Here is a 13795-nt window from a genome sequence, read left to right on the forward strand (position 1 = left end):
TGCCCCCATGCAGTTCGTCACCTCCTTGCTCGAGCTCATCGGCGACACCCCGCTGGTGCAGCTCTCCCGCGTCCTCGACCGGCCCGCCGCCACCCCCGGCTCCGGCCCGCTCGTGCTGGCCAAGGTCGAGTACCTCAACCCGGGCGGCTCGGTGAAGGACCGCATCGCGACGCGCATGATCGACGCGGCCGAGGCCTCCGGCGAGCTGCAGCCGGGCGGCACGATCGTCGAGCCCACCTCGGGCAACACCGGCGTGGGCCTCGCGATGGTCGCGCAGCAGCGGGGCTACCGCTGCGTGTTCGTCTGCCCCGACAAGGTCAGCGAGGACAAGCGCAACGTGCTCCGCGCGTACGGCGCCGAGGTCGTCGTCTGCCCGACCGCCGTGGCGCCGGAGCACCCCGACTCCTACTACAACGTCTCCGACCGCCTCGCCTCCGAGCCGGGCGCGTGGAAGCCGAACCAGTACGCCAACGTCCACAACCCGCGCTCGCACTACGAGACCACCGGCCCGGAGATCTGGGCGCAGACCGAGGGCCGCATCACCCACTTCGTGGCGGGCGTCGGCACCGGCGGCACCATCTCCGGCACCGGGCGCTACCTCAAGGAGCGCAACCCGGACGTGCAGGTCATCGGGGCCGACCCGGCCGGCTCGGTCTACTCCGGCGGCACCGGCCGGCCCTACCTCGTCGAGGGCGTGGGCGAGGACTTCTGGCCCGACACCTACGACCGCGAGATCGCGGACCGCATCATCGAGGTCTCCGACGCCGACTCGTTCGCCTTCACCCGCCGGCTCGCCCGCGAGGAGGCGATGCTCGTCGGCGGCTCCTCCGGCATGGCCGCCTTCGCCGCCGTCCAGCTCGCGCACGAGCTCGAGGGCACGCCGGAGGGGAAGGACGCCGTCATCGTCGTGCTCCTGCCCGACTCGGGGCGCGGCTACCTGACGAAGGTGTTCAACGACGCGTGGCTGGGGCAGTACGGCTTCCTGGCCGCCGCGTCCGACCGCACGGTCGGCGAGGTGCTGCGCGCCAAGAGCGGCTCGCTGCCCGACCTCGTGCACACCCACCCGGCGGAGACGATCGCCGAGGCGGTCCACATCCTGCAGGAGTACGGCGTGTCCCAGATGCCCGTGGTCCGCGCCGAGCCCCCGGTGGTCGCGGCCGAGGTCGCGGGCTCGGTCTCCGAGCGCGACCTGCTCGACGCCCTCTTCACCGGCTCGGCCCGCCTCACCGACCAGGTCGAGGACCACATGTCGCCGGCCCTGCCGACCATCGGTGCCTCGGCGTCCGCGGCGGACGCGGTCGAGGCGCTCGGCTCCGCCGACGCCCTGCTCGTCCACGAGGACGGCAAGCCCGTCGGCGTCGTGACGCGGCAGGACCTGCTCGCCCACCTGGCCCGCGGATGAGCCGAGGCCCCGGACCGCTGCGCCTCGCCCTCGTCAACGACTACGAGGTCGTGGTGGCGGGGCTCGTGCGCCTGCTCGAGCCGTACGACGCGCAGGTGCGCATCGTGGAGGCGGCGGCCGGCGAGCGCGTCGGCGCGGACGCCGACGTGGTCCTGTTCGACACGTTCGCGCAGCCGTGGGGCGGGGTCCGCCTCGAGGACGTCGCCGAGCCCGGCACCCCCGTCGTCGCCTACACGTGGGACGACCGCGACGAGGTGCGCGCGGAGGCGCTGACCTGGGGCGCGGTGGCCTGCGTGCCGAAGTCGGTCGGCGCCGAGGAGCTCGTCGACCTGCTCGAGCGGGTGCGTGCCGGCGCGGTGCCGGGCGTCGTGCCGGCCGGGACGGCGTCGCGCCCGCTGCGGGCCCGCGGCTGGCCCGGGATGGAGCACGGGCTGACCGAGCGGGAGTCGGAGGTGCTGGCCCTGCTCGCGGCCGGGCGCAGCAACACCGAGATCGCCGCGGCCCTCCACCTCAGCATCAACTCCGTCAAGACCTACCTGCGCCACGCCTACCGCAAGGCGGGCGTGAACCGGCGCAGCCAGGCGGTGCTCTGGGCGCTCGACCACGGGTTCGGACCCGCGGTCGCCCGCAGCCGCACGGCCGGCTCGTGATCGCGGGGATCGACACCGAGGTCCTGCTCCTCCTGCTGCTCGCCGGGCTCGTCGCCGGCTACGTCGACGCGGTCGTGGGCGGCGGCGGGCTGGTGCAGCTGCCGAGCCTGCTGCTGGCGCTGCCGACGGCGTCGCCGGTCGAGGTGCTGGCGACCAACAAGCTGGCGTCGGCGCTCGGCGTGACGGTGAGCGCCACGACGTACTTCCGGCGGGTGCGGCCCGAGGTCGGCACGTTCGGCCCCCTCATGCTGACGGCGTTCGCGGGCTCGCTGGGCGGCGCGGGGGTGGCCTCGCTCATCCCGCGTGCGGCCTTCGAGCCGATCATCCTCGTGGTGCTGCTGGGGGTCGGCGCCTACGTGCTGCTGCGCCCCGACCTGGGCACGGTCACCGAGCTGCGCCTCGACCGGCGTGCCCACGTCGTGGCGGCGGCCCTCACCGGGCTCGTCGTCGGGTTCTACGACGGCGCGCTGGGGCCCGGCACGGGGTCGTTCTTCGTGCTGGCGCTGGTGGGCCTGCTCGGCTACGACTTCCTCAGCGCCTCCGCCAACGCCCGTCTCGCGAACTGGGCCACCAACGTCGCGGCGCTCGCCGTCTTCGTGCCCCAGGGTGCGGTGCTGTGGGGCACCGGGCTGGTCGTCGGGGTGGCGAACGTGCTCGGCAGCTACCTCGGTGCCCGCACCGCGGTGAGCCGGGGGTCGGGCTTCGTGCGCGTCTTCTTCGTGCTCGTCGTGGGCGGGTTCGCCGTGCGCATCGGGGGCGAGCTGCTCGGCCTCTGGGGCTGAGGCGGGAGTCGGGGCGAGGGACGGCCCGCTAGATTCTCCCGGTGGCCATCGCCGGGGGTATCGACCGCTTCCAGCGGCGCTTCCCGCCGTTGTCGGTGCCCATCGCCGTCATCTACAAGTACGGCGACGACCAGGGCGCCTACCTGGCCGCCATCATCTCGTTCTACGCGTTCCTCGGGATCTTCCCGCTGCTGCTGCTCGCCACGTCGATCCTCGGGTTCGTGCTGCAGGGCCAGCCCGACCTGCGCGAGGACGTGCTGAACTCCGCCCTCAGCAACTTCCCGATCATCGGCGACCAGCTCGGCCGGCCCGAGGGCGTGCAGGGCTCGGTGACCGCGATCGTCGTCGGCTCGGTCGCCGCCCTCTACGGCTCGATGGGCCTCGGCCTGGCGCTGCAGAACGCGATGCACATCGCGTGGGCGGTGCCGCGCAACAGCCGCCCCAACCCGTTCCTCCTGCGGTTCAAGAGCCTGCTGCTGCTCCTCGTGGGCGGCCTGTCGGTGCTCGCCGTGACGTCGGTGTCGGTGATCGGCAACAACACCGAGCTGCTCGGGGCGTTCGGCCTGCTGGGGCGCGCGCTCATCAGCCTCGCCACGATCCTGGCGACCGGCGTCGTGCTGAGCGTGCTCTTCCGCCTCTCCGCGGCCCGCAGCCACAGCCTGTGGGCGGCCCTGCCGGGCGGTCTCCTCGCCGCCGCGACCTGGCACCTCCTGCAGTACGCCGGATCCGCCTACGTCACCCACGTGCTGGGACGCACGTCGTCGATGAACCAGACCTTCGGCCTGGTGCTCGGCCTCATGGGCCTCATCTACGTCGCCTCGATCGTGGTGGTGCTGGCCATCGAGGTGAACGTCGTGCTGGCGCGCAGGCTCTACCCGCGCGCGCTGCTCACCCCGTTCACCGACGCGGTGGACCTGACCGATGCCGACAAGCGGGCCTACACGGCGTACGCCCGCGCGCAGCGCCACAAGGGCTTCGAGACCGTGACGGTCAGCTTCGAGAAGGTCGACCCCGGCACTCCCGAGGACGCGGTCGGCGACGACACCCGCAGCACGAGGGACATCGAGGGCGCCGGCCGGTCCGACGCGTGAGGGCGGGGTGAGCACGTCGTACCTCGTGCCCGCCGGGGACGGCGAGGCAGTGCTCGAGGTGCGCCGCTCCCGCTTCCTCGCCACCGTGCGGCGCACGGCGAGCGAGGACGAGGCGCGCGCCGTCGTCGACGGGCTGCGCCGGCGCCACCCCGACGCGCGCCACCACTGCTCGGCCCTCGCCCTGGGCCCGTGGGGCGCGAGCGGGTCGGTGCAGCGGGCCTCCGACGACGGCGAGCCGGCGGGCACGGCGGGGGCGCCGGTGCTGGACGTGCTGCGCGGCCGGGAGGTCGGTGACGTCACGCTCGTCGTCTCGCGCTGGTTCGGCGGGGTGCTGCTCGGGGCCGGCGGCCTCGTGCGGGCGTACGGCGACGCGGCCCGGGCCGGCGTCGAGGCGGCCGGGCTGCGCCGGCGCTCGCGGCTGGTCGAGCTGGAGCTGGCCGTCGACCACGGCGCGGCCGGCCGCCTCGAGAGCGACCTGCGCTCGCGCGGGGTCGCCGTGCTCGACGCGGGGTACGGCGCGGGTGTCGTGCTGCGCGTCGGCGTGCCCGACGACGAGGTCGCGACCCTGGAGCGCCTGGTCGGGGAGTCGAGCGCCGGCGCGGTGCGGCCGGTCGTGGTGGGGGAGTCGTGGGTGGACGGGCCGGTCGAGCGCGCCGCGGGTCAGCCGGCCTCGACGTCCCCGTCCACGTAGACCCAGCGCCCCGCCCGTCGGGTGAACCGGCTGCGCTCGCGCAGCACCCCGGCGCCGCCCGGTCCGGCGTGGTGGGCGGCGAACGCGACGACGCCGTCGGTGTCGTCGGCCCCGCCGGCCACCGCCTCGAGCACCTCGAGCCCGGTCCACGTCGTCGCCGGGTCCGGCGTCACGTCGTCGGGCCGCGTGCGGGGGTGCCAGCTGCGGAAGAGGTGGTCGGCGCCCTCGCGCCCGCCGATCACGTGCGCGGTGTAGCGCGAGCGCATCAGCTCCTCGGCCGTCGTCGCGACGGCGGCGCCGCGTAGCAGCCGGCCGCAGCAGGCGTCGTACGTCGCGGGCAGGCCGCACGGGCAGGGGCGGGCGAGGTCCACGCGGCGACGCTAGCTGGTCCGCGGGTGGTGCCGCTCACCTGCGGCGACTGGTCCCGTCGGGAACCCGGGAATAAGGTTGCCCGGGCTAATGGTTGCGATCTGCAACCGTCCTGTGGTGGGTGGTCGACGGACGAGAGGGCTGGCGTGGCGGACGAGACGAGCGTGACCGGGGGACCCGTGGTCGAGGGGACGCAGGACCGTCCGGCCGGGGGACGCCGGGTCCGCGGGCACTGGGCCGTGACCTTCGCCGTGCTGGCCGTCGCGGTGTCGGCCTTCACGCTCCTGCAGTCGATGGTGGTGCCGGTGCTCGGCCTCATCGCCGTGGAGATGGAGACGGACACGTCGACCGCGACGTGGGTGCTGACGGCGTACCTGCTGTCGGCCTCGATCTTCACCCCGCTGCTGGGCCGCATCGGCGACGTGGTGGGCAAGCAGAAGATGCTCGTCGTCACGATGGGCGCGCTCACCGCCGGCTCGGTGCTGGCCGCGCTGGCGACCGACATCCACGTGCTGATCCTCGCCCGGGTGCTGCAGGGCGCGGGCGGTGGCGTGCTGCCGCTGTCGTTCGGCATCATCCGCGACGAGTTCCCCGGGCGCAGCCGGGCCACGGCCCTCAGCGTCATCGCCTCGCTGGCCTCCGTCGGGTTCGGCGTCGGCATCGTCGTCGCGGGCCCGATCGTCGACGCGTTCGGCTACCACTGGCTCTTCTGGCTGCCGGGGATCGCCACGGCGATCGCCGCGCTGGCCACCGCCCTGCTCGTGCCCGAGTCGCCGGTGCAGGAGCGCACCCGGCTGCCGCTGGGCCCCGCCGTGCTGCTCGCCGGGTGGCTGGTGCCGCTCCTGCTGGCGGTCAGCCGGGGCAACGAGTGGGGCTGGGGCTCGCCGCTCGTCGTCGGCCTGCTCGTCGCCGCGGTCGTGCTCGTCGTGACGTGGGTCGTCGTGGAGAGCCGGGTGCGGGTGCCGATGGTCGACATGGTGATGATGCGCCGGCGCGGGGTGTGGACGACGAACCTCGTGGGCGCCTTCGTCGGGTTCGGCATGTTCTCCAGCTTCGGCTTCCTCCCGCAGTTCCTGCAGACCCCCGACGGCGCGGGCTACGGGTTCGGCGCCAGCATCACCGAGTCGGGCCGCATCCTGCTTCCCTCGGCCGTGATGAGCTTCCTGGTCGGCTTCGTGACGGCGTACCTGGTGCGCCGGGTGGGCGCCCGCGTGGTCATCGTGACGGGCACGCTGCTGTCGGCCGCCGCGTTCGGATCGATCGCGGTGTGGCACGACGAGGTGTGGCAGATCGTCGCCGCCATGACCGTGCAGGGCCTCGGGAGCGGCCTGGTGTTCGCCTCGATCGCCGGCGTGGTCATCGCCTCCGTGCCCGCGCACCAGACCGGCGTCGCGTCCGGCATGAACGCCAACATCCGCACGATCGGCGGCTCGATCGGCTCCGCCGTGATGGCCGGCATCGTGACCGCGCACGTCGGTGCCGGCGGCCTGCCGACGGTCGACGGCTACGTCATCGGCTTCGCGCTGCTGGCCGGCGGCATGCTCCTGGCCGCCCTCGCCGCGTGCGCGATCCCGGACCAGCGCACCCCCGGTGAGCGTCGCCGTACCGCCCCCGTCGTGGCCTCGCAGCCCGCCTCCCCGGTGCTTGCGCCCGGGTCTAGCGTGGGGGCGTGACCCCACCCCCCACCCCGCCGCCGACCGCGGCGACCCTCGGCGAGCTCCGCGCGACCGGCTACGCGCCGCGCACGGTCAAGGCCGAGATCAGGGACAACCTGCTGGCCCGCCTCGCCGCCGGCGAGGACCCCTGGCCCGGGCTGCACGGCCTGCAGGACACCGTGCTGCCGCAGCTCGAGCGGGCGCTCATCGCCGGCCACGACGTGGTGCTGCTGGGCGAGCGCGGCCAGGGCAAGACCCGGCTCCTGCGCACCCTCGTCGGCCTGCTCGACGAGTGGCAGCCCGTCATCGCCGGCTCCGAGCTGGGGGAGGACCCCCTCGAGCCCGTCACGCCCGCGTCGCGCCGCCTGGCCGCCGAGCTGGGGGACGCGCTGCCGGTCGCGTGGCGCCACCGCAGCGAGCGGTACGCCGAGAAGCTGGCGACACCGGACACGTCGGTGGCGGACCTCATCGGCGACGTCGACCCGATGAAGGTCGCCGAGGGCCGCCTGCTGGGCGACCCCGAGACCATCCACTTCGGCCTGGTGCCGCGCAGCCACCGCGGCATCGTCGCGATCAACGAGCTGCCCGACCTCGCCGAGCGCATCCAGGTCGCGATGCTCAACGTGATGGAGGAGCGCGACGTGCAGGTGCGCGGCTACGTCGTGCGCCTCGACCTCGACGTGCTCGTCGTCGCGTCCGCCAACCCGGAGGACTACACGAACCGTGGTCGCATCATCACGCCGCTGAAGGACCGCTTCGGCGCGGAGATCCGCACGCACTACCCGACCGAGCTCGACGACGAGGTCGCGGTGATCCGTCAGGAGGCCGACCTCGTCGCCGACGTGCCGGCCCACCTGCTCGAGATCCTTGCCCGCTTCACGCGCGCGCTGCGCGGCTCGTCGTCGGTGGACCAGCGCTCGGGCGTCTCCGCGCGCTTCGCGATCGCCGGTGCCGAGACCATCGCGGCGGCCGCGCTGCACCGCGCCACCCGGCGCGGCGAGGACGAGGCCGTGGCTCGCGTCGTCGACCTGGAGACCGCCGTCGACGTGCTCGGCGGCAAGGTCGAGTTCGAGTCGGGCGAGGAGGGGCGCGAGCGGGCGGTGCTCGACCACCTCCTGCGCACCGCGACCGCCGAGGCCGTGCGCCGGTACCTGCGCGGCGTCGACCTCGCCGCCCTCGTCGACGCGTTGGAGGCGGGCGCCTCCATCACGACGGGCGAGCAGGTCACTGCGGGCGAGCTGCTCGACGGGCTGCCCCCGCTGCCGCCGAGCGGCGCGGGCGAGTCGGACCTGTACGACGTGCTCGCCGAGCGCCTCGGCGCCACCACACCGGGCCAGCGCGCGAGCGCCATCGAGCTCGCCCTGGAGGGCCTGTTCCTCGCGCGCAAGGTCGGCAAGGAGCAGGACACCGGGCGCACGACGTACGGGGTGGAGTAGCCGTGGCCACGCGGGGCTCGCGCTACCAGCGGTACGCCGGCGGGGACCCGCTGGCGCCGCCCGTCGACCTCGCCGAGGCGCTCGACGCCATCGGCGAGGACGTGATGGCCGGCTACTCGCCGGAGCGCGCGATGCGCGAGCTCCTGCGCCGCGGCACCCGCGACCAGCAGGGCCTCGACGACCTGATGCGGCGCGTGGCGGAGAAGCGGCGCGAGCTGCTCGCCCGCCACGACCTCGACGGCACGCTGCGCGAGGTCACCGAGCTGCTCGAGCGGGCGGTGCTCGCCGAGCGCGGGCAGCTCGCGCGCGACGTGACGATGGACGACGCCGACCGCACCCTGCGCGAGATGCAGCTGGAGAACCTGTCGCCGTCGACGGCGGCGGCGGTCAGCGAGCTCGCCTCCTACGACTGGGCGTCCAGCGAGGCCCGCGAGACCTACGAGCAGATCAAGGACCTGCTGGGCCGCGAGCTGCTCGACCAGCGCTTCGCCGGCATGAAGCAGGCCCTCGAGGGCGCCAGCGACGCCGACCGCGCCGCGATCGCGGCGATGCTCACCGACCTCAACGCCCTGCTGGAGAAGCACGCCCGCGGCGAGGACACCGAGCAGGACTTTCGCGACTTCATGGCGGAGCACGGCGCGTACTTCCCGGAGGATCCCCAGAGCGTCGAGGAGCTGGTCGACGCGATGGCCCAGCGCGCCGCGGCGGCGCAGCGGATGCTGAACTCGATGACGCCCGAGCAGCGCGCCGAGCTGATGGAGCTCTCCGCGCAGGCCTTCGGGTCGCCCGCGCTGCTCGACGAGCTCTCCCGGCTCGACGCCAACCTCCAGGGCCTGCGCCCGGGCGAGGACTGGGGCGGGTCGGAGCAGTTCGGCGGCTCCGAGGGGCTCGGGCTCGGCGACGGCACCGGGGCGCTGCAGGACCTGGCGGAGCTCGACGCGCTGGCCGAGCAGCTGGCGCAGTCCCACCCCGGCGCGCGGCTCGACGACGTCGACCTCGACGCGCTGGCCCGCCAGGTCGGCGACGACGCCGCCGTGGACGCGCGCACGCTGGCCGAGCTCGAGCGGGCGCTGCGCTCGTCGGGCTACCTCCAGCGCGGGTCCGACGGGCAGCTGCGCCTGTCGCCGCAGGCGATGCGCCAGCTCGGCAAGGCGCTGCTGCGCGACGTCTCCCAGCGGCTCTCGGGCCGGCAGGGTGCGCGCGAGATGCGCTCCGGCGGCGGCTCGGCCGACGCGACGGGCGGCACCCGCGAGTGGGCGTTCGGCGACACCGAGCCCTGGGACCTGCCGCGCACGGTGCTCAACGCCGTACGCCGCGAGGTCGCCGCCGGTGGGCGGCCCGCGGGGGCGCGCGGGGTGCGGCTGGAGATCGGCGACGTCGAGGTGACCGAGTCGGAGCAGCGCACCCAGGCGGCGGTGGCGCTGCTGGTGGACACGTCGTTCTCGATGGCGATGGACGGCCGGTGGGTGCCGATGAAGCGCACCGCGCTGGCCCTGCACCAGCTGATCTCGACGCGGTTCCGGGGCGACCGGCTGGAGCTCATCGGCTTCGGCCGGCACGCGGAGACCCTGCAGATCGAGCAGCTCACCGGCCTCGACGCGATGTGGCAGAAGGGCACGAACCTGCACCACGGGCTCCTGCTCGCGCAGCGCCACTTCCGCCGCCACCCCGGCATGCAGCCGGTGCTCCTCGTCGTCACCGACGGCGAGCCGACCGCCCACCTCGAGCGCGGTGGCGACGTGTTCTTCGACTACCCGCCCCACCCGCTGACGCTGGCGCGGACCGTGGCGGAGCTCGACAGCGTGGTGCGGCTCGGCACGCAGACGACGTTCTTCCGGCTGGGCGAGGACCCGGGCCTGGCCCGCTTCCTCGACTCCCTGGCGCGCCGCGCCGGCGGCCGGGTCGTCGCGCCCGAGCTCGACGACCTCGGTGCCGCCGTCGTCGGCTCCTACCTGGGGGACCGCTCGGGCCGCTCGCCGTACGGCGGGGGCGGCGGGGGCGGGTACGACGGCGGGTTCGGCGACCTCGGGGGCTGGGGCGGCCGGGGGTCCTGGGCGGGCTGACGCGGCTGACGCGGCTGGCCGGAGACGCCTGGCCGGAAGTCGACGGAGGCTGACGGTCGGAGCCCTCGTGGCGTCGCGCTCGAGCCGCGACGATCGGCGTCGTGATGATCGGGATCCTGGTGTTCGACGACGTCGAGGTGCTCGACGCGTGCGGGCCGTACGAGGTGTTCACGACCGCGGCGCGGGTCGCCGCACGACGCGGGGACGTCCGCGAGGAGGCCCCACCCTTCGAGGTGCTGCTGGTCGCCGCGGACGCGTCGCGGCCCGTGCGGGCGCGCGCGGGGCTGCGGCTCGGGGTGGACGTGGCGCTGGCCGACGCGCCCGCGCTCGACCTGCTGCTCGTGCCGGGCGGCGTCACCGACGCCGTGGAGGCGGACGCCGAGGTCGTCGCCTGGGTGCGGGAGCGGGCAGCGGCGACACCCCTCGTCGCGTCGGTCTGCACCGGCGCGTTCGTGCTGGCCGAAGCCGGGGTCCTCGTGGACCAGACCGTGACGACGCACTGGGAGGACGTGCCCGACCTCCGCCGCCGCTGGCCCGCCCTCGACGTGGTCGAGGACCGGCGCTGGGTCCGCGACGGGGACGTCCTCACCTCCGCGGGCATCTCCGCCGGCATCGACCTCGCGCTCCACCTCGTCGAGGTGCTGGCCGGACGCGCGCTCGCCGAGGCCACCGCGCGGCAGATGGACTACGCGTGGCAGGAGACCGCGGCCGGCTGAGCGCGGCGTGTCAGGGGAGTGGTGACGACCGGGCGGGAGCGTCGGGGCGCGAGCGCCGCCCCGACCGCCGGGCCCGCCCCGGCTGCCCCGGATGGGCGGGCGCGCGGCGGGCGACGAGTCGGTCGAGCACGCCGTACAGCGTCATGGCCCCGCAGCCGACGGCGACCAGCAGCGCCACGCCGGCGACGGTGTCGGAGGCGCCGCGCAGCGCCACCGCCGCGACGACGGCCAGGGCGGTCGCGAGCGTCCACCGGGTCACGGTGCGCCGGGTCCACGGCGGGTGGCCGAGCTGGCGGGAGAACAGCACGCGCCGAGGATAGGCGGGCGCCCCGTAGGGTCGGCCCGTGACGACGCCGACCGCCGACCACGACCCGTTCCTCTGGCTCGAGGAGGTCACCGGCGACGACGCGCTGGCCTGGGTGGCCGAGCGCAACGCCGGCGCCGAGGCCACGCTGGGCGCCCTGCCCGGCTTCACCGCGACCCGCGACGCCGTGCTCGGTGTGCTCGACGCCGACGACCGCATCCCGCTCGTCGGCAAGGCGGGGGACTGGTACTACAACGTCTGGCGCGACGCCGCCCACGAGCGGGGGCTGTGGCGCCGCACGACGCTCGCGTCGTACCGCACCGACACCCCGGAGTGGGACGTCCTGCTCGACCTCGACGCGCTCGGCGAGGCCGAGGACGAGAAGTGGGTCTGGCACGGTGCCCAGGTGCTGCGCGTCGGCCCCCTGGCCCACCGCCGCGCACTCGTCACGCTGTCGCGCGGCGGCTCCGACGCCGACACCACCCGCGAGCTCGACCTCGACACCCGCACGTTCATCGCGCCCGAGGACGGCGGCTTCGTGCGGCCCGAGGGCAAGGGCGGCGTCGCGTGGGTCGACGCCGACACCCTCCTCGTCGCCACCGACACGGGCCCCGGCTCGCTCACCACCTCCGGCTACCCGCGGATCGCCCGCCGCTGGCGACGCGGCACCCCGCTCGCCGACGCGCCCGTCGTGCACGAGGGCGCGGTCGACGACATGGCGGTGGGCGTCGGGTACGACGCGACGCCCGGCCACGAGCGCGCGTTCGTGCACCGGATGATGGGGTTCTACACCTCCGAGACCCACCTGCTGGGCGACGACGACACCCTGGTGCGCATCGACGTCCCCGACTCCGCCGAGCCCGCCGTGTGGCGCGAGCACCTCCTCGTCCACCTGCGCGAGGAGTGGACACCGGCGGCGGGCGGGCCGACGTACCCCAGCGGGTCCCTGCTGGTCGCCGACCTCGACGCCTGGCTGGGGGGCGAGCGGGACCTGGTCGCGCTCTTCACCCCGACCGCCACGCGCTCCCTGGCCGGCTGGACCCGCACCCGCCACCGCCTCGTGCTCGTGCAGCTGGAGGACGTCGTGCACCGCGTCGAGGTGCTGACCCCGCCGACCGCACCGGGCGAGGCCTGGGAGCGCCACGACCTGGCGGGGCTCCCGCCGTACTCCTCCGTGGGCGTGCGCGCGGTCGACGCGACCGACGACGGCCCCGACGGCGACCTCGCGTGGCTCGACGTGAGCGGCTACCTGACGCCTCCCACCCTCGCGCTCGTCGACCTCGGCGCGAGCGGGGCGCCGGGGGAGCCCACCCCGCTCAAGGCGAGCCCGGCGCGCTTCGACGCCTCGACCCACACCGTCACGCAGCGCTTCGCCACCTCCGACGACGGCACGCGGATCCCCTACTTCGTCGTCGCCCCGCACGCCGCGCTCGCCGGCGACGCGCCCGTCCCGACGGTCCTGTACGGCTACGGCGGGTTCGAGGTCTCGCTGACGCCCGGCTACTCCGGCGGGGTCGGGCGGGCGTGGCTGGCCCGCGGCGGCGCGTACGTCGTGGCGAACATCCGCGGCGGCGGCGAGTACGGCCCCGCGTGGCACCAGGCGGCGCTGCGCGAGAACCGCCACCGCGCCTACGAGGACTTCGCAGCGGTGGCGCGCGACCTCGTCGCCACCGGGCTCACCACCCGCGACCGGCTCGGCATCATGGGCGGCTCGAACGGCGGGCTGCTGGTCGGCAACGTGCTGGTGCGCTACCCCGACCTGGTCGCCGCCGTCGTCTGCACCGTGCCGCTGCTCGACATGCTGCGCTACCCGCACCTGCTGGCCGGCGCCTCCTGGATGGCCGAGTACGGCGACCCCGACGACCCGGCGGACCGCCCGTTCGTCGAGCAGATCTCCGCCTACCACCGGGTGGCGGAGGGCACGACGTACCCGGCCGTGCTGCTCACCACCTCGACCCGCGACGACCGGGTGCACCCGGGCCACGCCCGCAAGACGGCGGCGCGGCTGGAGGAGGTGGGCGCGGACGTCACCTACTGGGAGAACGTCGAGGGCGGCCACGGCGGCGCGTCGACCAACGCGCAGGCGGCCACGAAGGCGGCGCTGGAGTGGGAGTTCCTGGCCGACCGGCTCGGTCTCGCGGGGGCACCCGAGCGCGGCTGAGGGCCGGGCGTGCTCGGGCGCGGGCGGACCTCAGGTGAGCTCGCGCAGCTCCGAGAGGCTGGTGCGGGTGGCCGCGCGCCACGCCTCGAGCTCGTCCTCGCCCGCCTCGGCCCACAGCTCGTGCAGCTCGGAGGCCTCGGTGCCGGCGAGCGCCCGCTCGCCCTGCCGCACCAGCCAGGCGAGCCGCTCGGGGGTCAGGAGGGCCGCGAAGGCCGTGAGGTCGAGGTCGGCGACCTCCTCCGACGGGTCGTGGGCCTCGAGCGCGACGAGGGCCAGCTCGACGAGCGCGACGGCGAACTCGCCGCCGTCGGCGTCGAGGTAGTCACCGTCGAACGCCCACTCGATGGCGTCGAAGGAGAACGTCCCGTCCTCGATCTCCCCGAGGAGGTCCGCCGCTCCGTCGTTGTCGAAGGGGCCCAGCCCCCAGGTGCCCATGCGCGGAACTCTGGCACACGGCCGCCGTCCGGGTCACGCC

At 75.1% G+C, this 13795-nt stretch carries 13 protein-coding genes; 10 read left to right on the forward strand and 3 right to left on the reverse strand.

Going from position 1 to position 13795, the window contains the following annotated elements:
- Positions 1-7: 7 nt before the first annotated feature.
- The 5 genes from INN71_RS03530 to INN71_RS03550 are packed head-to-tail and all read left to right on the forward strand — an operon-like array spanning position 8 to position 4616.
- A complete protein-coding gene (locus tag INN71_RS03530; protein ID WP_301799635.1) occupies positions 8-1402 on the forward strand; it encodes a cystathionine beta-synthase in 1395 nt (464 codons plus the stop codon).
- Positions 1399-2052, forward strand: a complete 654-nt coding sequence (locus INN71_RS03535) for a response regulator transcription factor (protein WP_277500928.1) — start codon at positions 1399-1401, stop codon at positions 2050-2052. The genes INN71_RS03530 and INN71_RS03535 overlap by 4 nt, the downstream gene beginning before the upstream one ends.
- Positions 2049-2834, forward strand: coding sequence for a TSUP family transporter (locus INN71_RS03540; RefSeq protein ID WP_277500929.1), 786 nt, complete (start codon positions 2049-2051; stop codon positions 2832-2834). The genes INN71_RS03535 and INN71_RS03540 overlap by 4 nt, the downstream gene beginning before the upstream one ends.
- 41 nt (positions 2835-2875) lie before the next feature.
- Positions 2876-3925, forward strand: coding sequence for a YihY/virulence factor BrkB family protein (locus INN71_RS03545; RefSeq protein ID WP_277500930.1), 1050 nt, complete (start codon positions 2876-2878; stop codon positions 3923-3925).
- 7 nt (positions 3926-3932) lie between these two features.
- Positions 3933-4616: a YigZ family protein gene (locus INN71_RS03550; protein ID WP_277500931.1), complete on the forward strand. Its 684-nt coding sequence runs from the start codon at positions 3933-3935 to the stop codon at positions 4614-4616.
- On the opposite strand, the gene INN71_RS03555 is transcribed toward INN71_RS03550, so the two are convergent.
- Positions 4586-4987 (reverse strand): YchJ family protein, encoded by a 402-nt coding sequence (locus INN71_RS03555; protein WP_277500932.1) that lies wholly within the window; start codon positions 4985-4987, stop codon positions 4586-4588. The two genes, INN71_RS03550 and INN71_RS03555, sit on opposite strands and share 31 nt — an antisense overlap.
- A gap of 162 nt (positions 4988-5149) precedes the next feature.
- Here INN71_RS03555 and INN71_RS03560 point away from each other — a divergent pair, with 162 nt between their 5' ends.
- The 4 genes from INN71_RS03560 (at position 5150) to INN71_RS03575 (ending at position 10855) form a co-directional block, all read left to right on the forward strand.
- A complete protein-coding gene (locus INN71_RS03560; RefSeq protein ID WP_277500933.1) occupies positions 5150-6658 on the forward strand; it encodes an MFS transporter in 1509 nt (502 codons plus the stop codon).
- Positions 6655-8076 carry a sigma 54-interacting transcriptional regulator gene (locus tag INN71_RS03565; RefSeq protein WP_277500935.1) on the forward strand — a complete coding sequence of 474 codons (1422 nt, stop codon included), beginning with the start codon at positions 6655-6657 and terminating at the stop codon, positions 8074-8076. Before INN71_RS03560 ends, INN71_RS03565 begins: the two co-directional genes overlap by 4 nt.
- Before the next feature lie 2 nt (positions 8077-8078).
- Positions 8079-10139 (forward strand): VWA domain-containing protein, encoded by a 2061-nt coding sequence (locus tag INN71_RS03570; RefSeq protein WP_277500936.1) that lies wholly within the window; start codon positions 8079-8081, stop codon positions 10137-10139.
- Positions 10140-10243: 104 nt separating this feature from the next.
- Positions 10244-10855: a DJ-1/PfpI family protein gene (locus INN71_RS03575; protein WP_277500944.1), complete on the forward strand. Its 612-nt coding sequence runs from the start codon at positions 10244-10246 to the stop codon at positions 10853-10855.
- A gap of 10 nt (positions 10856-10865) precedes the next feature.
- Here INN71_RS03575 and INN71_RS03580 read toward each other — a convergent pair whose 3' ends face one another.
- On the reverse strand, positions 10866-11162 hold the full coding sequence (locus INN71_RS03580; protein WP_277500937.1) for a hypothetical protein: 297 nt from the start codon (positions 11160-11162) through the stop codon (positions 10866-10868).
- A 37-nt stretch (positions 11163-11199) separates the two neighbouring features.
- On the opposite strand from INN71_RS03580, the gene INN71_RS03585 reads away from it, so the two are divergent.
- Positions 11200-13320 carry a prolyl oligopeptidase family protein gene (locus tag INN71_RS03585; RefSeq protein WP_277500938.1) on the forward strand — a complete coding sequence of 707 codons (2121 nt, stop codon included), beginning with the start codon at positions 11200-11202 and terminating at the stop codon, positions 13318-13320.
- A gap of 30 nt (positions 13321-13350) precedes the next feature.
- On the opposite strand, the gene INN71_RS03590 is transcribed toward INN71_RS03585, so the two are convergent.
- Positions 13351-13755 carry a DUF4259 domain-containing protein gene (locus INN71_RS03590; RefSeq protein WP_277500939.1) on the reverse strand — a complete coding sequence of 135 codons (405 nt, stop codon included), beginning with the start codon at positions 13753-13755 and terminating at the stop codon, positions 13351-13353.
- Between the last annotated feature and the right edge of the window lie 40 nt (positions 13756-13795).

This window comes from Nocardioides sp. ChNu-153 (genome assembly GCF_030466625.1).
Taxonomy (GTDB): Bacteria; Actinomycetota; Actinomycetes; order Propionibacteriales; family Nocardioidaceae; genus Nocardioides.